Annotated in this window: 21 protein-coding genes; 13 read left to right on the top strand and 8 right to left on the bottom strand. The window is 40.0% G+C overall.

Translation table 11 applies throughout. The features are described from left to right. Positions 1-257 precede the first annotated feature (257 nt). The 6 genes from napF (at position 258) to ACJZU6_RS12530 (ending at position 4875) form a co-directional block, all read left to right on the top strand. Positions 258-740 carry a ferredoxin-type protein NapF gene (napF, locus tag ACJZU6_RS12555; protein ID WP_107276194.1) on the top strand — a complete coding sequence of 161 codons (483 nt, stop codon included), beginning with the start codon at positions 258-260 and terminating at the stop codon, positions 738-740. A 25-nt stretch (positions 741-765) separates the two neighbouring features. After that, positions 766-1038, top strand: a complete 273-nt coding sequence (locus tag ACJZU6_RS12550) for a chaperone NapD (RefSeq protein ID WP_080157079.1) — start codon at positions 766-768, stop codon at positions 1036-1038. Next, positions 1035-3521: a periplasmic nitrate reductase subunit alpha gene (gene napA / locus ACJZU6_RS12545; RefSeq protein WP_080157077.1), complete on the top strand. Its 2487-nt coding sequence runs from the start codon at positions 1035-1037 to the stop codon at positions 3519-3521. The genes ACJZU6_RS12550 and napA overlap by 4 nt, the downstream gene beginning before the upstream one ends. A gap of 68 nt (positions 3522-3589) precedes the next feature. Continuing rightward, entirely contained in the window at positions 3590-4117 is a 528-nt protein-coding gene (locus tag ACJZU6_RS12540) for a nitrate reductase cytochrome c-type subunit (protein WP_080157075.1), read from the top strand. Between the two features lie 29 nt (positions 4118-4146). Continuing rightward, entirely contained in the window at positions 4147-4722 is a 576-nt protein-coding gene (locus ACJZU6_RS12535) for a NapC/NirT family cytochrome c (protein ID WP_060999543.1), read from the top strand. Positions 4723-4737: 15 nt separating this feature from the next. Beyond that, entirely contained in the window at positions 4738-4875 is a 138-nt protein-coding gene (locus ACJZU6_RS12530; RefSeq protein ID WP_080157073.1) for a TIGR02808 family protein, read from the top strand. 106 nt (positions 4876-4981) lie between these two features. Here the strand turns inward: ACJZU6_RS12530 and ACJZU6_RS12525 are convergent, their stop codons facing one another. Both ACJZU6_RS12525 and ACJZU6_RS12520 read right to left on the bottom strand, forming a co-directional pair. Beyond that, positions 4982-5440, bottom strand: coding sequence for a DUF1499 domain-containing protein (locus ACJZU6_RS12525; RefSeq protein ID WP_107276193.1), 459 nt, complete (start codon positions 5438-5440; stop codon positions 4982-4984). Between the two features lie 11 nt (positions 5441-5451). Continuing rightward, positions 5452-5796, bottom strand: coding sequence for a DUF2956 domain-containing protein (locus ACJZU6_RS12520; protein WP_107276239.1), 345 nt, complete (start codon positions 5794-5796; stop codon positions 5452-5454). Positions 5797-6248: 452 nt separating this feature from the next. Here ACJZU6_RS12520 and ACJZU6_RS12515 point away from each other — a divergent pair, with 452 nt between their 5' ends. Further along, a complete protein-coding gene (locus tag ACJZU6_RS12515; protein WP_408900374.1) occupies positions 6249-6602 on the top strand; it encodes a DUF2919 domain-containing protein in 354 nt (117 codons plus the stop codon). Here ACJZU6_RS12515 and ACJZU6_RS12510 read toward each other — a convergent pair. Continuing rightward, a protein-coding gene (locus ACJZU6_RS12510) for an IS3 family transposase (RefSeq protein WP_408900069.1) occupies positions 6595-7772 on the bottom strand; the annotation gives its coding sequence in 2 pieces (ribosomal slippage) (positions 6595-7514 and positions 7514-7772; 1179 coding nt in all). The two genes, ACJZU6_RS12515 and ACJZU6_RS12510, sit on opposite strands and share 8 nt — an antisense overlap. Before the next feature lie 61 nt (positions 7773-7833). On the opposite strand from ACJZU6_RS12510, the gene ACJZU6_RS12505 reads away from it, so the two are divergent. After that, positions 7834-7956, top strand: coding sequence for a DUF2919 family protein (locus tag ACJZU6_RS12505; RefSeq protein WP_408900373.1), 123 nt, complete (start codon positions 7834-7836; stop codon positions 7954-7956). Between the two features lie 20 nt (positions 7957-7976). Beyond that, positions 7977-8393, top strand: a complete 417-nt coding sequence (locus ACJZU6_RS12500; RefSeq protein WP_235865868.1) for a hypothetical protein — start codon at positions 7977-7979, stop codon at positions 8391-8393. Between the two features lie 339 nt (positions 8394-8732). Here the strand turns inward: ACJZU6_RS12500 and crr are convergent, their stop codons facing one another. The 5 genes from crr to cysZ all read right to left on the bottom strand — a co-directional run bounded on the left by crr (position 8733) and on the right by cysZ (position 13654). Then, positions 8733-9242, bottom strand: a complete 510-nt coding sequence (gene crr, locus ACJZU6_RS12495; RefSeq protein WP_080157069.1) for a PTS glucose transporter subunit IIA — start codon at positions 9240-9242, stop codon at positions 8733-8735. A gap of 45 nt (positions 9243-9287) precedes the next feature. After that, positions 9288-11012 carry a phosphoenolpyruvate-protein phosphotransferase PtsI gene (gene ptsI, locus ACJZU6_RS12490; protein WP_080157067.1) on the bottom strand — a complete coding sequence of 575 codons (1725 nt, stop codon included), beginning with the start codon at positions 11010-11012 and terminating at the stop codon, positions 9288-9290. A 55-nt stretch (positions 11013-11067) separates the two neighbouring features. Then, on the bottom strand, positions 11068-11355 hold the full coding sequence (locus ACJZU6_RS12485; protein ID WP_045037604.1) for an HPr family phosphocarrier protein: 288 nt from the start codon (positions 11353-11355) through the stop codon (positions 11068-11070). 319 nt (positions 11356-11674) lie between these two features. After that, the gene (cysK, locus tag ACJZU6_RS12480) at positions 11675-12643 is read right to left on the bottom strand and encodes a cysteine synthase A (RefSeq protein ID WP_080157065.1); all 969 of its coding nucleotides are present in this window, start codon (positions 12641-12643) and stop codon (positions 11675-11677) included. 249 nt (positions 12644-12892) lie between these two features. Continuing rightward, positions 12893-13654, bottom strand: a complete 762-nt coding sequence (cysZ, locus tag ACJZU6_RS12475) for a sulfate transporter CysZ (protein WP_080157064.1) — start codon at positions 13652-13654, stop codon at positions 12893-12895. Positions 13655-14006: 352 nt separating this feature from the next. On the opposite strand from cysZ, the gene zipA reads away from it, so the two are divergent. The 4 genes from zipA (at position 14007) to ACJZU6_RS12455 (ending at position 19819) form a co-directional block, all read left to right on the top strand. Further along, complete coding sequence (gene zipA, locus ACJZU6_RS12470; protein ID WP_408900372.1) at positions 14007-15386, top strand: cell division protein ZipA; 1380 nt, start codon at positions 14007-14009, stop codon at positions 15384-15386. Positions 15387-15526: 140 nt separating this feature from the next. Further along, positions 15527-17545 (top strand): NAD-dependent DNA ligase LigA, encoded by a 2019-nt coding sequence (gene ligA / locus ACJZU6_RS12465; protein WP_408900371.1) that lies wholly within the window; start codon positions 15527-15529, stop codon positions 17543-17545. Between the two features lie 525 nt (positions 17546-18070). After that, entirely contained in the window at positions 18071-19498 is a 1428-nt protein-coding gene (locus tag ACJZU6_RS12460; RefSeq protein ID WP_408900370.1) for a porin, read from the top strand. A 132-nt stretch (positions 19499-19630) separates the two neighbouring features. Next, positions 19631-19819 (top strand): hypothetical protein, encoded by a 189-nt coding sequence (locus ACJZU6_RS12455; protein ID WP_408900369.1) that lies wholly within the window; start codon positions 19631-19633, stop codon positions 19817-19819. Positions 19820-19886 lie beyond the last annotated feature (67 nt).

Raw genomic sequence — 19886 nt, 5'->3', positions numbered from 1 at the left:
GTATTATTTATTAGGATTATATTGAGTCTGCTAATTTTGCACTGACTGATTAAACGATAAATTTGCAAATGTTAGATATTATCCACTATGTTTTATTGATCTAGATCAAAGTATAGGGTCAATTACCCCTTAGGGGGTATGTTCGCAGTTATGACGATATTTAAAAATAACGTAAAAGAACATTAATAGAAAGTGAATGACAGCAAGAGAGATTAATTGGTCATCATATAATGTTTACATATATAAAGGAGAGCGCTGTGATTAATCGTTCCCGTCGAGGTTTTTTTACTCGTAAGCAGCTATCCCCACAGCCACGCTTGCCTTGGATAAAGGACGAAAATACCTTCACTGATCATTGTCTACGTTGTAATGCTTGTATTGATGCTTGCCAAACAAAGGTGATTATAAAAGGTGATGGTGGTTTTCCAGTGGTGGATTTTCATCATGGGGAAGGTGAATGTAGTTTTTGCTATCAATGTGCAGATGTGTGCCCTGAACCTTTATTTGAGCTCCAATCCCAACCTCCATGGACACAAGTGGCTACGATTAATTCATCGTGTCTCGCACTCAATAACATTGAATGCCGTAGTTGTGGCGACCAATGTGAAACACAAGCAATCACTTTTTCTTTACAAGTGGCAAAGGTTGCTCAACCTGTTATCAATCAGGCTGATTGCAGTGGATGTGGTGCATGTATAAGCGGTTGCCCTGTGGCTGCGATTGAAATGATAACGCCTTAAATTTAAAGAATTATAGAGAGTAAACATGACATTAAATGAAGTGCATACCTCAAGCCTTATCGTTCACGTTAAGCCACAATATTTAGCAACGATTAGCCAACAGATTTTAGCAATACCGAACACCGAAATTCCTGCGACAAGTGAAGAAGGGAAAATTATCGTAGTACTTGAGACAGAGAACCAAGGCTACGTAACAGATGCAATTGATAAAATTAATAATTTAGATCATGTATTAATTACTTTTTTGGTCTATCACCATATTGAGCACTACGATACACAAGCTGAGGGTAAGCTATGAAAATGACAAGAAGAGCATTTGTGAAAGCAAATGCTGCAGCATCAGCTGCTGCGGTAGCGGGTATTTCGTTACCAGCATCAGCGACGAATTTAATTGTGAGTTCTGATGAAACGAAGATTAAATGGGATAAAGCGCCTTGTCGTTTTTGTGGTACGGGTTGTTCAGTGTTAGTCGGGACTCAAAATGGACGAGTGGTTGCGACGCAAGGTGATCCCAAAGCACCTGTAAACAAAGGCCTTAACTGTATTAAAGGCTATTTTTTATCGAAAATAATGTACGGTAAAGATCGTTTACAAACGCCATTATTACGCATGAAAGATGGTGAGTACCATAAAGAAGGCGAGTTCACGCCTATTTCATGGGATCACGCGTTTGATGTGATGGCTGAGAAATGGAAAGCAGCATTGAAAAAGCAAGGCCCTACAGGTGTTGGTATGTTTGGCTCAGGCCAATGGACTGTCATGGAAGGCTATGCGGCTTCTAAAATGATGAAAGCAGGCTTTCGTTCAAACAATATCGATCCCAATGCCCGTCACTGTATGGCGTCTGCGGTAGTTGGCTTTATTCGTACCTTTGGTATTGATGAGCCGATGGGGTGTTATGATGATTTAGAGCATGCAGATGTGTTTGTACTTTGGGGTTCAAACATGGCTGAAATGCACCCTGTATTATGGACACGAATGACTGATCGTCGTTTAAGTCATCCCCATGTAAAAGTAAATGTGTTGTCGACTTATGAGCACCGTTCGTTTGAATTAGCTGATAATGGCATGATTTTCCATCCGCAAACTGATTTAGCTATTGCTAACTATATCGCTAATTACATCATTGAAAACGATGCTGTGAATTGGGATTTTGTTAATAAACATACTCATTTCAAACGTGCTCAAACGGATATTGGCTACGGTTTACGTGATGATAATCCATTACAAAAGCAAGCTGAAAACCCTAATTCAGGCGAACTATTCCCAATGACATTTGACGAATATAAAGCGTCAGTTGCGGAATATACCCTTGAAAAAGCATCACAAATGTCAGGTGTTGAACCTGAAAAACTGGTTGAGTTAGCTAAATATTATGCCGATCCTAAACTCAAAGTAATGTCTTTATGGACCATGGGAATGAACCAACATACTCGTGGTGTATGGATGCAAAGTTTGGTTTATAACTTGCATTTATTAACCGGTAAAATTTCAACGCCGGGTAATAGTCCATTTTCATTAACCGGTCAGCCTTCAGCATGTGGTACTGCACGTGAAGTAGGTACGTTTGCTCACCGTTTACCGGCTGATTTACTGGTTGCTAATCCTAAGCACCGTGCTATTGCTGAAAATATTTGGAAGTTGCCTGAAGGTACGATTCCACCTAAACCGGGTTACCACGCCGTGCAGCAAGATCGAATGCTGAATGACGGTAAATTAAACGCGTATTGGGTGATGTGTAATAACAACATGCAAGCGGGTCCTAATATTAATGAAGAGCGTTTACCTGGTTACCGTAATCCAGATAACTTTATCGTCTGTTCTGACCCTTACCCAACGGTTACCGCTCAAGCGTCTGATCTGATTCTACCAACGGCTATGTGGGTTGAAAAAGAAGGCGCTTATGGTAATGCTGAGCGTCGTACTCAAGCTTGGTATCAACAAGTTAAAGCGCCTGGTGATGCTAAGTCTGATTTATGGCAGATCATGGAGTTTTCAAAGCGGTTTAAGGTTGAAGAAGTGTGGGACGAAGCATTACTTAATAAGATGCCTCAGTACCGCGGTAAAACGATGTACGATATTTTATTCCTTAATGGTCACGTTGATAAATTCCCATTAACCGAAGCGCAACCATTGAATGATGATGCTCAAGCGCAAGGTTATTACGTTCAAAAAGGGCTCTTTGAAGAGTACGCAAGTTTTGGTCGTGGTCATGGGCATGATTTAGCACCTTATGATACTTACCATAAAGTTCGTGGTTTACGTTGGCCTGTTGTGGATGGTAAAGAAACCCAATGGCGCTTTAAAGAAGGCACTGATCCCTACGCTAAAAAAGGCACTGGCTGGGACTTTTATGGCAAACCTGATGGTAAGGCGTTAATCATTTCAGCACCTTATGAAGCGCCACCGGAAGTGCCTGATCAAGATTATGATATGTGGTTGTGTACTGGACGTGTGTTAGAGCATTGGCACACAGGTACCATGACGCGTCGTGTACCAGAACTATATAAAGCGGTGCCAGACGCATCGTGCTACATCAATCCACAAGATGCAAAAGCCCGTAACCTTCGTCGTGGTGATGAAGTGTTATTGTCATCGCGCCGTGGTGAAGTACGCTGTCGAGTAGAAACGCGTGGTCGTAATCGTCCACCGGTTGGATTGGTCTTTGTACCGTTCTTTGATGCCAATATTTTAGTTAATAAATTGATCTTGGATGCAACTGATCCATTGTCGAAACAGACAGATTTTAAGAAATGTCCTATCAAGATCACCAAGATCTAATCAATTAATTCAGCGGACGAGGGTTGTCGTTCGCTGTAACTAGAATATGTACAGAAACGGAGAACAGCATGAAGAAATTAATTTTTGCAGTATTAGTTGCAGGACTGATGCTCACCGGCATTGCACATAGTGATGATAACAATGTTACGACAGCAACTGAAACCGCGAAGACAACGGCAAATATTGCCGCTGCAGCTAAATTAGATAATCCCGGTGGCATTGGTGGACTTGAGTCATTACGTGGTTTAGCTGAAATTGAAGCAACACGCCCAGCGGATCTAATGAAGCATTACCCAAAGGATCAAGGGGTAATAGACAGTGATTATATTTATCAGCCACCGCTGATCCCACATACCATTCGTCACTACGAAGTGTCACTTAATGCTAATAAGTGTCTTGCTTGCCATAGTTGGAAAAATGCCAAAGAGATGGGGGCAACCAAGATCAGTGTGACCCATTATGTGTCACCACAGCAAGGCCAAGTGTTGTCTGATGTATCACCAAGCCGTTATTTTTGTTTGCAGTGCCATGTGCCTCAAGCAGACGCTAAGCCATTAGTTGAAAATGACTTTAAACGTGTAAGTGCATTACGTTAATCGTGACTGAATAGTAAAAAGGTTGATCTATGAAGTTGTTAAAAACATTTTGGTTACGACTAAAAACACCCAGTAAAGTCGCTGTCGGACTGGTTCTCTTTATGGGATTTATGGGCGGACTATTATTCTGGGGCGGGTTTAATACCGTAATGGAAAAAACTAACTCAGAAGAATTCTGTGCTGGTTGTCATGCGCCAATCGTAAAAGAGATTCAAGAAACGATACACTTTTCTAACCGATCAGGGGTAAGGGCAATTTGTTCTGATTGTCATGTACCTCATAATTGGACGGATAAAATTGTGCGTAAGGTACAGGCTTCAAAAGAAATTGTTGCTCATATGATGGGTACAATTGATACCCCTGAAAAGTTTAATGCTCGTCGTGGTCATTTAGCTGAACGAGAATGGCAACGTATGAAAAATAACGATTCTCAAGAATGCCGTAATTGTCATCAGTTCAATTATATGGACTTTTCTGAGCAAGCGCCACGTAGTGCAAAACAGCATTCGACCGCATTAGCATCTGGCGATAAAACCTGTGTTGATTGCCATAAGGGGATTGCCCATAAGTTACCAGACATGAAAGATGTGGCTGGGTGGCAATAAACCAAAGGAGAAATGATGAGTACGCTAGAATCAGTAATTTGGCATGTGTTGGGTTATGCAGCAATGCCTGTGATTATTTTATCTGGTTTTGTGGCCGTCGCAGCTGTGAGTGTGTGGCTATTGTCGCTAGGTAAAGATAAAAAAGTAAATTAAATAGCGTTAACAACACCATAATGAAGCCATGACAATTCAAATAAACATTTGGATTGTCATGGTTTTTTTTGAGTCGAGTTACGATGTGTGAATTTGCGGTATCGTATTAATCGCTGGTGGTCGATGTGTCATGAATTAATTGTTGTTCGACTAATTGGGTTCTAAATTGGTGTGCTCGTTTACGGTTGACGCCAAAATCAGAATAACCACTGCGAGAGATAGATCTTACATGCAGTTGTTGTGCGTGTTGTTTGACTTCAAAGTCATCCACAAAGCCAAATACAGCACTGGTGACTTCAATATGAAAGTAAGTATCATCATGTTCGATTAGCTTTGCTCCTGGTAACGTTTGGGCGACAGCAATAATATCAGACCAACGTTGAATACCTTTAGCGGTTAGCCTGAAGGGAGCAAGCTTAAACTTTTCACGTTGTTCAAGTGTTGATACACAATGGGATTTATTATCACAAGGCATGTCTATTTGACGTTGCCATGGTGTCGCTTGAGGATCGGCACAACCACTGATTAAGCCACCAATCGCTGTTATAAAACCAATAATTTTCATATTTGCTCTCATCATAGTGCACTGGTATAGGCTAAATAAGCCCCAAAGCCAACCCAAGAAACAATAATAAGTCCCCACGGTAGCCAATGTTGCTTATAGATAATTTGTGGGGCTGATGATGACGTATTAGCGGTGGTTTCAAGTTGAGTATTTTTGACTTGCTGAGTTTTCTTCTTTAATTTATCGCGCTCTCTGGCTTTGGCTTTCTGTTGTTTTTTATATTGTTCAATCCCTTTTTGAATTCCTTGTGCGATAAGTTTTGTTTGCTCTTTTGTTTGACCTTCTTTTTGCGTGGCTTTAGCAACACGTAATGCTTCTATCTGTGTTTCTGCAGAAGGTACTGTATTTTTTTTCATGGTCGTCATACGCACTAGTGACCTTATTGATAAATGGTTATTAAGAGTGATTATATCTGATTACTTTATTTTAGCAGCAGTGTTGCTGTATGTATGGTTGTTGGTATATATGTTGAAATTTATATATTTACGGTTTTTTGTATGAAAATTCCAGTTTTAGATGAACATAGTGTTAATACTATATTCATATTGTAACTTTATGATTAAAAAGAATTAACCAACCTATTTGGGCCATAGGTGTTGGTTGAGAAATAACCTGTTTTTGTTGGTTTTAGATCAAAAAACGTGACTTATACGGCAATATGCATAAATGAAAAGTGCGGTATTCCACAAAAATAGCGCTTAAATAGTACTTAATATGCAGTGATCGATTAGAGTCGAAATTAAGCCATAGTGTATTGATGTTATCTTAATTGATGCGTATTGAGTTAAACAGGTAAGAGGGAAGTTGTTTGCTTTATCCTATCAATGCTTATGATGATCATGGGCAGTTAAAACTAAATAAGATGCTATGGCTAGCGCTGATTTTTAATGCGAAAGCATTGGTGATTTTTATCATGGCAGGGGTGAGTCGAACCCAAGGCGGACAATTGCTTGAGTTGATTTATCCTCTTCGAGAGACACTTTATATAGGCATGGTATTGGGAAGTCCTGCCTTATTATTAATGTGGTTATCGGGTCAGCGTAATAGCAATAATAAAGTTGTACATTATCTGTGGCAGCATGGAAAAAAATTATTAATAGCTGCTTACAGTATCGATTTTGCTTTGCAAATATATCATCTCGTGTTTGAAGTGGTCAAGTAAAATTGGCCACTGATTTGTATTCATTATTAAATCGGCGTTCTGATTCATTAGGCGTCAAGCCACCGTTATATTGATGGGGCCTGACTTGGTTGTAATATCGGATAATATATTCAGTGATCGCCACTTTAGCTTCATTCGATGAGCGATAACCCGCAGTTGGCATCCACTCTGTTTTAAAACTTCTAAAAAATCGTTCCATTGGGGCGTTATCCCAACAATTTCCACGTCGACTCATACTTTGTGTAATTTGATACCGCCAAAGTAATCGGCGATATTGTTTACTTGTGTAATGACAGCCTTGATCTGAATGAAACATAACACTTTTAGGCGCCCCTCGAACTTCATAAGCCATCGAAAGGGCTTTACCTGTTAGATCTGTATTGGGTGAGCCTGACGTTGCCCAACCAATCACTTTACGGGCAAATAAATCAATCACAACAGCAAGGTACAACCAACGTTGTCCTGACCAAATATATGTCACGTCGCCACACCAAACCTGATTAGGCTCAGTAACTGCAAACTGGCGATCTAATGTATTGGGAATATTTAAATGTTCATTTTCTACTTTTTTATAACGATGTTTTTTAACCTGACAACTGACTAATCCTAGTTGTTTCATGATGTTAGTTGCCTTATATCGACTTAACGGCACGCCTTTAGTCGTAACGATACCTGCAATTGTTCTGGCTCCAGCAGAGCCACTACTGGCACGATGTGCAGCCTTCACTTCACTAGATAATAGCACTTGCTCTTTTGACTGCGTTTTAGGCCGTTTAGTCCAATATTTATAGCTACTGCGATGAATATCAAAGACATGACAAAGGATAGATACAGGATAATAAGCTTTTAATTCATCAACTAATATGAAGTTTTGAATGAGTCCGAGGCCAAAAGAGCGGTTGCTTTTTTTAGTATTTCTTTCTCCATTTCAATCCGTTTAATCTTCTTCTCTAATTCACGAATTTTAAGCTGATCAGGCGTCATTGGTGTTGCTTTCGGTGTCATTCCACCACGTTCATCTTTCAGCTGTCGAACCCACTTATCCATTGTTGATTTACCAACATTCATTGCTTCCGCAGCTTCTTTTACAGAGTAGCCTTGGTCTAAAACGAGTTGTGCTGATTCTAATCGAAATTCAGGTGTAAAATTAGGGCGTATTCTTTTAGTCATAGTGTCACCTATTAAATTATGAGGTGATGATATCACCTCTAACTAGGTGGCCAAATTAACTATGCCACTTCAGTTGCGTGAAGGTGCATTCTCTTGGGTTGGTGCATTAACCTTGTTATTAACGGTTTGGCTAGGGTTATATCTAGTTCGAAGCTCACGAGTCAAAGATGTGTTTGCGTATTAGCTTGTAGAGAGGTAATCGCAATGGAAAAGTTAACAATGGGTAAAGGGCAATTATTTCTTAGTTCATTATTGAGCCCACTGGCGATGGCTGATTGGCTGTTGGATGTCAGTTTTGAAATACACAGTGCTTGTCGATTACGACAAATGGTTAATACGTCATTGTCTTTATTGCCAGGCGAAGAAACCATTTTTTTTGAAGGCTTAAGTGAAAATAATCATCATTCATACCGTGAAGTGGTAGGCAGTGCGCAATTACTCGATGTTTCAGCTGAAAGTGTTAGCATTGCGTTACAAGTACAAGAACGACTAGATGATGGTGGCTGGCGAACTATTTTGGCACAAACATTATCGACAGGATTAAATATGCCAATGCTGTTTGAATCTGGCGAACCCAATTGTGAACATGTTAAATTACAAGTTGAGGTGATGACAGCATAAGCCATCAATTAAATATGAATTATGATGATATATAAGAAGCGCGACTATTTTATAGTGGCGTTTTTTTATGGCTGCTCATAAATAGTCAGTAATAATGTCTATAGTATTATGCCGTTCACAATAAGTTTTTGACCTAATGTTTTTAAAGGATAATCACTTAATTAATGGGGCTAGTATTACCTATGAGCGGTTTAATAAATTGAGATGTAATATATCAAGATGAATAGAGAAAGTGGCACAGAGGCGATTTAGTGTGTTTTTATAAGCAAAGATGGATTTATAATAGATATAAAAAAACGCAGCTAGAAAGCTGCGTTTTTTATTAAGATAATAACTATCTTATTTCTTGATGCGTAGTACTGGTGTTTCACCAACGTTTACAGCACCAGATAGCTTGATTAGCTCTTTGATCTCGTCCATGTTAGAGATAACTACTGGCGTCAATGTTGACTTAGCTTTCTCTTCTAGAAGTGCAAGATCGAATTCGATGATAGTGTCGCCAACTTTAACAGATTGGCCTTCTTCAGCGATGCGAGTAAAACCTTCGCCTTTAAGTTCAACAGTATCAATACCGAAGTGAACAAAAAGCTCGATGCCATCGTCAGACTCAATAGAGAAAGCGTGGTTAGTTTCAAAAATCTTACCGATAGTACCGTTTACTGGTGCAACCATTTTGTTGCCAGTTGGTTTGATAGCAATACCATCACCAACAATTTTTTCAGCAAATACTACATCAGGCACATCTTCGATGTTAACGATTTCGCCAGAAAGTGGTGCGATAATTTCAATTACACTAGCTTCACTGCTGTCGTCAGAAACCATTTTCTTTAATTTGTCAAACAGGCCCATATCGTTGCTCCTAAGCGTTGTTATTTTATCTGCAGCTATATTTTATTAGCAGATGGTCTTTTCTGCGATGAATTTTTCTACGTGCTCTTCAATCTCAGCCGCTGTTGGAAGAGTTAAAGCATACTCTGCCATTGCTTTAACGTCAGCAAAGTTAGCATTACGGATAACTTTCTTAACGCGAGGGATAGAAATAGCACTCATGCTGAACTCGTCCAGACCCATACCTAATAGAAGTAGGGTTGCACGTTCGTCGCCAGCAAGTTCACCACACATACCTGTCCACTTACCTTCAACGTGAGAAGCATCAATAACTTGCTTGATCACAGTAAGTACAGCAGGCGATAGTGGATTGTAGAGATGAGAGATAAGCTCATTACCACGGTCAACTGCTAGAGTATACTGGGTTAAATCGTTGGTACCAATACTAAAGAAAGAAACTTCTTTCGCTAAGTGGTGTGCAATCGCTGCGGCTGCTGGTGTTTCAACCATAACACCGATCTCGATGTTAGTGTCAAACGCTAAACCTTCAGCGGTTAATTCAACCTTAAATTCTTCAATAGCAGCTTTTAGTGTACGTACTTCTTCAACCGAAATAATCATCGGGAACATGATACGTACTTTACCGTGTGCTGACGCACGCAGAATAGCACGGAATTGGTCACGAAGGATTTCACGACGATCTAGGCTGATACGAATTGCACGCCAACCCAAGAATGGGTTCATTTCCTTAGGAAGATCTAAATAAGGTAGATCTTTATCACCACCGATATCCATAGTACGGATAATCACTGGCTCGCCATGCATTGCTTCTGCAACTTCTTTGTATGCTTGGTACTGTTCTTCTTCTGTAGGTAGAGAATCACGGTCCATGAACAAGAATTCAGTACGGTATAGACCAACGCCTTCACCGCCATTACGGTTAACGCCAGCACAGTCTTTAACTGTGCCAATGTTGCCGCATACTTCAACTTGCTTGCCATCAAGTGTAATTGCAGGAAGATCTTTTAGCTTAGCTAGTTCTTCTTGCTCTGCTTTATTAGCATCACGGATAGCTTTAAATTTGTTTAATTCATCATCAGTTGGATTGATAACAACCTGATTATTGATTGCATCAAGAACTAACATATCGCCGTTCTTAACTAAAGATGTAATGTTATTTGTACCTACAATTGCAGGAATTTCTAGTGAACGAGCCATGATAGAGGTGTGTGAAGTACGACCACCGATATCAGTAATAAAGCCAAGAACGAACTCTAGATTAATTTGTGCTGTTTCTGATGGTGTTAGGTCGTTAGCAACCAAAATCACTTGCTCATCAATAGCACTTAAATTAATAACATTAATACCTAATGCGTTTTTAATAAAACGGCTACCGATATCACGGATATCACTTGCACGTTCTTTTAAATACTCGTCATCAAGTGATTCAAGGGTTTGCGCTTGTTCTTCAATGATAGAATAAATCGCGTAATCCGCTGAATGCTTATCTTTAATAAGGGCTATGATCTCTTCTTCTAGCTCCTCATCTTCAAGCAACATGATGTGACCTTCAAAGATGGCTTCTTTCTCTTCACCAAAGGTGACACGTGCTTTTTCTTTGATAACTTCAAGTTGCTCAGAAGATTTTTTTCGAGCGTCGAAGAAACGTTGAATTTCGTTATCGATCTGGTCTGCAGCGATTGGAGTTTTGTTTAGAACAATCTCTTCTTCTTGCAATAGCAATGCTTTACCGAAAGCAATACCAGGAGACGCCAGGATACCTGAAATCATAGCCTTACCTTTAAATTAACTAAAAACTGGAAACTCGTTTGTATACAAACTTAGCTTAGATTTCGCGGAACATTGCGATTTCAGCGCCGTCGTGTAGCTCTGTAAGAGTTACTAGCTTATCTACTGCTTCTTGAGCTTGTGCACCTTCAGCTGCAATAGTAATTACTGCACCTTTAACTAGGCCAAGAGTTTGAAGCTTAAATAAGCTCTTAGCGCTTGCGCTTTTACCGTTTGAAGTTACTGTGATGTCAGCTTCAAATGATTTTGCATCTTTAACGAACTGTGCCGCTGGACGAGTGTGTAGGCCGTTTGGTGCAGTAATTTCAACTTGCTTCTGATACATATTTCACCCCGATTTAGATATATTTGTTATATTAATAGTTTGCCTTACAAGCTATAACCGCTGTGATTATAGTCTCAGCATGTTGTGTAAGCAGTATAAACTACCTAATAACATACTGTCTTAGCTTTAATCCAAGTCAAAGTTTTATGAAAAACTTTTTTTAGTATTAATCAAAATTGACTAATAATTGTCCTTTTATTTTGATGCTAAAAATAAAGCGCATCAGCTTTATAGTAAAGCTAAGAATAAAATGCAACAAAAAAGCCCGCAAAGGGCCTTTTTGAGGGTAGATATACCTAGATAACATCACAAAGTGTGATCACTGTTGGGTTTCTTTTTCTGTAAAGATACCCGCAAAAAGTGCTGTAGATAAGTAGCGTTCGCCAGAACTGGGTAAAATAACAACAATGTTTTTATCAGCAAATTCTGGTCGAGCAGCAATATTATTTGCAGCAACAACGGCGGCTCCTGATGAAATTCCCGCCAATATACCTTCTTCATCCATTAATCGACGCGCCATATCAATCGCATCTTCCGAGCTAACTTGCTCAATTTCATCGATCAGTGCTAAATCAAGATTGCCAGGAATAAAGCCGGCACCAATACCTTGAATCTTATGCGGTGCTGGTTGAACGGTTTCACCATTAACGGTTTGAGTCATGACTGGGGATTCTGATGGTTCTACTGCAACCACTGTAATAGCTTTGCCTTGCTGTTGTTTAATATAGCGACTTACACCTGTAATTGTGCCGCCTGTACCGACACCTGAGACAAAGACATCAATTTCGCCATCGGTAGCATCCCAGATCTCAGGCCCTGTGGTTTTTTCATGAATAGCGGGGTTAGCCGGGTTATTAAATTGTTGTAGCAATAGATATTTACTTGGATTTGAATTGACAATTTCTTCTGCTTTATCAATTGCGCCTTTCATACCTTTAGCCGCTTCAGTGAGAATCAATGTTGCACCAAGTGCTTTTAATAATTTGCGGCGCTCAAGACTCATGCTTTCTGGCATGGTGAGAGTAAGTTTATAGCCACGAGCTGCAGCCACAAAAGCCAGCGCGATGCCTGTATTACCACTGGTCGGTTCTACAAGTTCAACACCTTCTTTTAATAAGCCATTTTTCTCTGCTTCCCATACCATATTGGCACCAATGCGGCATTTAACACTAAAGCTTGGGTTACGTGCTTCGATTTTTGCGAGCACCTTACCGTTACTGACACGATTAAGACGTACCAGCGGAGTGTTACCAATAGTGAGAGAGTTATCTTCGTATATTTTGCTCATACTTCGTTCCTTCGTGACAAATTAGACTCAATGTTGAATAGATTAAGCATATACCTGTCTCAATATTTGCAAAGTAATTAATGGTTATATCTTATTGTTATTATGTGACAGTTAATACTATTAAGGGTGTTTAGGTTGTAAGATCTGGTGGTGTTTTGTTGTTTAAGTGGCATTTTTTTTATTAGAAATAAAAGCAAAAAAGGTCAATACAGTAATCGTGATTGACCTTATTTGAGTAATAAATTTAGATTAATAGCGTTTGAATTGATTTCGGTAATGATCAACCCACATTGCCGTCGCGCCACACACGGCAATTGGCATTACAAATAAATTAATAATAGGTACCATGGTTAATAACATCACAACGGCGCCAAAACTTAATGCTTGGCCTCTTTTTTGTTTAAGAGCATCGCGCATTTCAGGGAAGGATACTTTATGGTTATCAAATGGGTAATCTACATATTGAATGGTCATCATCCAAGCATTGAATAAGAACCATAATACTGGCGCTACTGTTTGGCCAATCGCTGGAATCCACATTAAAATGAGTAATCCAATCGCTTTAGGTAGATAATACTTAAGCTTGGTCCATTCTCGACCCATGGTACGAGGAAGATCTTTTATTAATGCTTTTAAACTATCATCAGGCGGTGTTTTTCCTGTGAGTTTGGCCTCAAGGTATTCAGCTAGCAATCCATTAAATGGTGCAGCAATCCAGTTAGCTATCGTACTAAAGAAGTATGAGAAGGACACCAGAGCGGCAATTGCCAGTAATGGCCATAAAATATAAGACAGCCAATCAAGCCAACTTGGTAAGTAGCTTAGCCAATGGTTAATCCAACCACCAAGATGATCTAATAAGGTGGCAAAAGCACTACCAAGTAATACAATATTGATCAATAAAGGAATAAGAACAAAACGTCGCGTTCCTGGTTGTGATGCGAGTTTTAGGCCTTGAAAAAAATAACCAGCACCGCTGGTTGTTGGTTGTACATTATGCTGTTGTGGCATTTCTTTCTCCTGAACAAGCATTTTTTAGTGTTTTACTGTTCATTTGTTTAGGTTTCTTTATCAATGTTAACGGTAGCGGTAGGATGGAATCAAACCACAAAATTGTTGTCACTACTTTAACAACAAAATAAAAAGGATGAGTCATAATACAAAAATGATGTAAATTTGTACAAAAAACGTCAAGCTGGCACTATCCTTGATGGAATCTCGATATTCATCTTCTCATTGCCAAGTGAGTTTTGGTACAGTAAGTCATTCGGTGAGAAATTCTAACTAGATATTAAGTTTCCTAGTAGATTTTTTTCTATTATTAACCCCGTAAAGGGACAACGAGTTAATTTAGAGTATTCATATGCAGGAATTGCGTCTGGTTCTTATTATTGTTGGTGCGTTAGCAATTGCAGCGCTTCTTTTTCATGGTCTATGGACAAGTAGAAAAGAAAAACCAGCTAAATTTGGTGAGAAGCCACTAAGTAAAATAGATGAAGCAAATCTTGAGAGTCAAGATATTGCCCAAGAGAGTGTTAGTGACGTCCGTGTTGTGAATACTGCGCCGGAAGTAACTGAGACTAAGTCAAACCAAGCAGACACTATTACAATGACAACAAAACCAGTGTCAAAACGTAAAGAGCCTGGTTTTAGTTTTGGTGAACGTCCCCAACATGACCCATTACTCGGTGAAACTGCGCCTCAAAGTACAACCGCTCCTGTAAAAGTGGTTGCAAATGAGCGTATTGAACCACAAATGCACATTGGCTCAACACCTAAGCCTACTGTTGCAGTTCAACCAAGTGTTGCGCCTCAGCCCACTGTTGCAGTTCAACCAAGTGTTGCACCTCAACCAAGTGTTGCGCCTCAGCCTACTGTTGCGCCCCAACCAAGTGTTGCGCCTCAACCAAGTGTTGCGCCCCAACCAAGTGTTGCGCCCCAACCAAGTGTTGCGCCCCAACCAAGTGTTGCACCTCAACCAAGTGTTGCACCTCAGCCAAGTGTTGCGCCTCAACCAAGTGTTGCGCCCCAACCAAGTGTTGCACCTCAACCAAGTGTTGCACCTCAGCCAAGTGTTGCGCCTCAGCCAAGTGTTGCGCCTCAACCAAGTGTTGCGCCTCAGCCTACTGTTGCGCCTCAACCAAGTGTTGCGGATGTTAAGCCAGCAATTGCAGAAGATGTAACGACTGCTCCAACTCCTATTTTTACACCAGCAGTTGAAGAAGAGATCAAAGCGGAGGCTGTTGCAGTAGTGACACCTGAGCCTGAGGTTATTTCTGAGCCAGAAACGATCATCGAACCTGAAGTATTACCAGAGCCAGAACCTCTACCGCCAAGTTATTTATCTGTTTGTGTACATGCTCGTAAGGGTAAGGTGCTGCGTGGGCCATCATTATTTGCTTGTTTAGAGCGTAATGGATTAATTTTTGGCGAAAATTCAGTTTTTCACCGTCATGCTGATTTAGCGGGTACTGAGCCTGTTATTTTCTCTGTGACTAATTTGCTTAACCCGGGCACATTTCCAGAAACAAACTACCAGCATTTTGAAACCCCTGGTATTGGCTTTTTCTTAATGTTGCCATGTCATGGTAAAGCATCAAGTAACTTCAATATGATGTTGCAAACAGCGCAGCAAATTGCTGATCAACTTAATGCGGATGTGATGGATCAAGATCGTGTCATGATCACGCCAAATCGTATTGCAGCATATCGAGAAAAATCAGTAAAATATAATCAATGCTAAGTTGATAAACTATTATTATTGATAAAAATTCAGGCTCCTTCGGGGGCCTGAATTTTATTGTATCTACTGATATAACTATAATGATTTACTGTTTTGTAATCAGAGTCATTAATCGACATTTTCTTCAGGTAGGAATTGAAATGAGCACCGACCTTCAGCAACAACTTGCCAGCTTAAAACAACAATTAGATTATCATGGCCATCGTTATTACGTTGAAGATAACCCTGAGGTACCGGATGCTGAATATGATCGTCTGATGCAACAGTTATTGGCGATAGAAGCTGAATATCCACAATGGGTAACACCTGACTCACCAAGCCAACGTGTTGGTGGCAGTGCCTTAGACGGTTTCACTCAAGTAACCCATGAAATTCCAATGTTATCATTAGGTAATGCATTTAATGATGATGATTTACGTGATTTTCAAAAACGTCTTCAAGATCGATTACGAGATAACAGCAGTATTCATTACTGCTGCGAACCTAAGTTAGATGGCTTAGCGGTAAGTTTATTGTATGAGAATGGCATTCTGGTGCAAGCAGCAACACGAGGTGATGGTACAACGGGTGAAAATATCACTCATAACGTACGTACGATTGGTGCAATCCCACTACGTTTACGCGGTGATGATTGGCCGCAGCGTTTGGAAGTGCGTGGTGAAGTCTTTATGCCAAAGAAAGGCTTTGATGAGCTAAATGCCAAAGCACTTAAAAAAGGCCTTAAAACTTTTGCTAACCCACGTAATGCTGCAGCCGGAAGTTTACGTCAGCTTGATCCTAAAATTACCGCAACGCGTCCACTTAGTTTTTATGCTTATGCGGTAGGAGTCGTTGAGGGACGTGAATTAGCGGACACGCAATATCAACGTCTATGCCAGCTTAAAGCATGGGGTCTACCCATGTGCCCAGAAATTAGAATGGTTGATAGCATTGAGGCGGTGATTGAGTACCATCAAATGATCGGTGATAAACGCCAATTATTAGGGTATGAAATTGATGGGGTTGTGATCAAGGTTGATCAGTTAGATCTACAGTTACAATTAGGTTTTGTTGCGCGTGCACCTCGTTGGGCGATTGCTTATAAGTTTCCAGCCCAAGAAGAAATGACCATTTTAAACAATGTTGAATTTCAAGTTGGCCGCACAGGTGCAATAACACCAGTAGCAAAACTTGAACCAGTATTTGTTGGCGGAGTTACCGTCAGTAATGCGACGTTGCATAATGCTGATGAAGTGTCACGTTTAGGGGTCATGATTGGTGATACGGTGATCATTCGTCGTGCTGGTGATGTTATTCCTCAAATAGCCGCGGTGGTTGAATCTCGTCGCCCTGCTGATGCTGTTGCGATAGTCTTTCCAACACAATGTCCTGTGTGCCAATCTAAAGTTGAACGTGTTGAAGGAGAGGCTGTAGCGCGTTGTTCTGGTGGCTTATTTTGCCAAGCGCAACGTAAAGAAGCACTAAAGCATTTTGTTTCACGTAAAGCATTAGATGTTGATGGCTGTGGTGAAAAAGTGATAGAGCAATTGGTTGATCGCGAGATGGTGATGACGCCTGCTGACTTGTTTAAGTTTAGTGCTGGTGAAGTAACGGTACTTGAGCGCATGGGGCCTAAATCTGCGCAAAAATTAGTTGATGCTTTATCTGCGTCGAAGCAAACAACCCTTGCACGGTTTATTTATTCATTAGGGATTCGTGAGGTGGGTGAAGCGACCGCTGCTAATGTTGCTAATTATTTTGAAACATTAGAGGCGATCAGTCTGGCCTCTAAAGATCAGTTAATAAAAGTACCTGATGTCGGTGAAGTGGTTGCCGCTCATTTGTTCAATTTCTTCCGTGAACCTCACAATACAGCCGTTATTGATGATTTATTGGCACAAGGTATTCATTGGCCTGTGATTGAAAAGCCGCAAGCAGGAGTTGAATTACCGCTAGATGGCAAAGTTGTTGTGCTAACAGGATCATTGTCACAATTAACCCGTGGTGATGCTAAAGCGGCATTACAGGCATTAGGGGCGAAAGTGACGGGCAGTGTTTCTAAAAAGACTGATTTATTAGTTGCAGGTGAAGCCGCTGGTTCTAAATTGACCAAAGCTCAAGAGTTAAATATTGAAATTTGGGATGAAGAACAGCTCGTCGATTTAATCAATAACGCATAAAAAGACCAATATTTGAGACTGAGGCCCCACCTTGTGGGGCTTTTTTTGGGGTGGAAATCGGTAATTATTATTGATGAAAGACTTAATTTTTAGCGTTTATTTAATGGTGGTCATAATCAAATTTTCATATAAGCAACAATGAGAGTGTTGTTTTGTATATTATTAATCATTGTATTTGTAAAATACGACGCTGTTCACAATAATATCTCGCCATTGTATTAAGTTATTGTTTTTATTTAATTATTTATTTGGTGTGAAGTGATGTATCAAACATATGACATTGATCACGATAGCGTCAAAAGTTTGCACTCAATCATATTTTCACTATTAAAAAGTAAGTTCTTATTGATGTTTTGCGCCGCGAAAGTAGTCTTAATGTCGAAGTAAGTTAAAAGTTCAATTTAAAACGAAATAATATGTATTGGTCGAAATGATTCGACTGACATATAAGAGATTTACTTGCCATCTTCGGCGGCCAACCTTTCAGGGGCAAGTAAACAGCTAATATCTTTTAGGAGTTATTCCATGGAATCAAAGTTTTTTAAAGTTTCGGCTTTAACCGCAGCAATGGTAGGTGCATTATCAGCGGCACCAGTTATGGCAACGGAAGACAGTGCAGCAGGTCCAGAGTATGTGGTAGCTGTTAATGAATTTCTTGATGATTCAACATTAGCAGGTGTTGCTGTTGTTGATACGCGTTCACGTACTCGTACTTCAGGTAAACCTGGCGGTGAAAATGGCGATTCGTGGAGCCGTCTAGATTACTCTGCTTATAACCTTATTTTAGATTTTACATCTGGTTACCATAATGGTTGGTTAGGCGCGGATATCGCTGGTTATGTATCTGGTGATTTGTACAATGATAGTGCAGTTCATAGTGGTAAAAATAGCCCTAACTATGGACGTACCCTTGCTAATGAAATATCAACATCAACGAATTTAGATTGGGGTTCAGGTGATGGTGACCCAGTTAAAATTACTAAAGCGGCATTGAAGTTTAAAGCTGGCCAAAATGTAGATGGTCGTTTTGGTTTTACTCAAGCGAATGGTAATGGTGTTTTAGGTAACGTATGGTCTTTCGTTCCTGGTACATACCGTGGTGCTGAATTGAATGCAAACTTTGGTAACTTTAAAGCAACATACTTTATTGCAGACCAATTTACAGCTCCTTGGATTCTAAGTGAAAAAGATTATGCGCCTACTGGTTGGGCTGATACGAAATGGGGTATTGCGCACTCTCTAGGCCTTCAAGGTAATGCAACTGATGACTTATTCCTACAATTTGGTATTGGTCAGGTAACTGATGTCCGTTATCAAAACGGTGTAGACTGGGATATTGATCAAGCAACTGGTCATCATGATGCAATTGATACAACAGGTTACAAGGTTTACGCTAAGTATAATATCAATGAAAACATGTCACTTGCATACGATTTCTACGGTGTAAATGATGACGTACAATATGATGGCCTTGGTTACACCACGGGTCTATCATTCAACGCTAAGTTCGGTCAGTTCTCATGGATGACAGATCTTCAATACGCGAAGAGTGATAACGATCGTGATGTTAACCCTCGTATGATTTACACATACGGTATGACAAATGGTACATATTCACTATGGTGGGATGCATTATCTGATTGGAACAAATCAGGCGAAGTATCGATCTACAACCGTTTATCATATGACCAAGGCAATGGTTGGAACTACTACCTAGGCTTCGGTTACGGTTCTGGTAGCAAGTCAGCAGCTGATGGCGCTATGGGTGACTGGGATTACGAGAGCGAGTATGCAGTTAACGGTACAGTTTCTTACTCAGTACCAAATGGTGCACTTAAAGGTTCTACCATTCGTCTACACGCAACAATGCTAGAGCGTGATGAGTTTGCTGGTGCAGCTTCTGCTGATGAAACAGATTTACGTTTCCAAGTTATTATTCCTTACACTTTCTAATATAACAATTAGTTAGGTATGAATTTAAAAGCCCATTTCGATGGGCTTTTTTATTATCTTAAAAAAGAGAACTGGATTATTCATCTTCTTCCTACAATTGAGTTAGGTAACTCAACTAACGAAGGTGATTATATGAAAAAATATATTATTGGTATTATGGCTGCGATGGTACTAGCTGTCAGTTCAAATGTTTTTGCATCAGGTGGTTCCAATGGCGCTGGTGGTTTTGGTCAAACATACTGTCACTTATCAAATAATGAGACGGTTTTTGTTCCTTGGTTTATATGTAAGCAACACGGTGGTGAATCATACGACTTTTGATTTGATAATAGAGAATGGACTCTCTAATTTTTTATTGTGACCCATCCACCATGACTATTTTACGCTC

Source organism: Photobacterium piscicola, assembly GCF_046058925.1.
Classification (GTDB): Bacteria; Pseudomonadota; Gammaproteobacteria; order Enterobacterales; family Vibrionaceae; genus Photobacterium; species Photobacterium piscicola.
Note: the sequence above shows the minus strand (reverse complement) of the source record. Positions and strands in the feature narration are given on the sequence as shown.

Coding starts and splice junctions, on each gene's coding strand:
- ACJZU6_RS12550 (WP_080157079.1), top strand. CDS start 766: ATGACATTAAATGAAGTGCATACCTCAAGCCTTATCGTTCACGTTAAG.
- napA (WP_080157077.1), top strand. CDS start 1,035: ATGAAAATGACAAGAAGAGCATTTGTGAAAGCAAATGCTGCAGCATCA.
- ACJZU6_RS12540 (WP_080157075.1), top strand. CDS start 3,590: ATGAAGAAATTAATTTTTGCAGTATTAGTTGCAGGACTGATGCTCACC.
- ACJZU6_RS12535 (WP_060999543.1), top strand. CDS start 4,147: ATGAAGTTGTTAAAAACATTTTGGTTACGACTAAAAACACCCAGTAAA.
- ACJZU6_RS12530 (WP_080157073.1), top strand. CDS start 4,738: ATGAGTACGCTAGAATCAGTAATTTGGCATGTGTTGGGTTATGCAGCA.
- ACJZU6_RS12525 (WP_107276193.1), bottom strand. CDS start 5,440: ATGAAAATTATTGGTTTTATAACAGCGATTGGTGGCTTAATCAGTGGT.
- ACJZU6_RS12520 (WP_107276239.1), bottom strand. CDS start 5,796: ATGAAAAAAAATACAGTACCTTCTGCAGAAACACAGATAGAAGCATTA.
- ACJZU6_RS12505 (WP_408900373.1), top strand. CDS start 7,834: ATGCCACTTCAGTTGCGTGAAGGTGCATTCTCTTGGGTTGGTGCATTA.
- ACJZU6_RS12500 (WP_235865868.1), top strand. CDS start 7,977: ATGGAAAAGTTAACAATGGGTAAAGGGCAATTATTTCTTAGTTCATTA.
- crr (WP_080157069.1), bottom strand. CDS start 9,242: ATGGGCCTGTTTGACAAATTAAAGAAAATGGTTTCTGACGACAGCAGT.
- ptsI (WP_080157067.1), bottom strand. CDS start 11,012: ATGATTTCAGGTATCCTGGCGTCTCCTGGTATTGCTTTCGGTAAAGCA.
- ACJZU6_RS12485 (WP_045037604.1), bottom strand. CDS start 11,355: ATGTATCAGAAGCAAGTTGAAATTACTGCACCAAACGGCCTACACACT.
- cysK (WP_080157065.1), bottom strand. CDS start 12,643: ATGAGCAAAATATACGAAGATAACTCTCTCACTATTGGTAACACTCCG.
- cysZ (WP_080157064.1), bottom strand. CDS start 13,654: ATGCCACAACAGCATAATGTACAACCAACAACCAGCGGTGCTGGTTAT.
- zipA (WP_408900372.1), top strand. CDS start 14,007: ATGCAGGAATTGCGTCTGGTTCTTATTATTGTTGGTGCGTTAGCAATT.
- ligA (WP_408900371.1), top strand. CDS start 15,527: ATGAGCACCGACCTTCAGCAACAACTTGCCAGCTTAAAACAACAATTA.
- ACJZU6_RS12460 (WP_408900370.1), top strand. CDS start 18,071: ATGGAATCAAAGTTTTTTAAAGTTTCGGCTTTAACCGCAGCAATGGTA.
- ACJZU6_RS12455 (WP_408900369.1), top strand. CDS start 19,631: ATGAAAAAATATATTATTGGTATTATGGCTGCGATGGTACTAGCTGTC.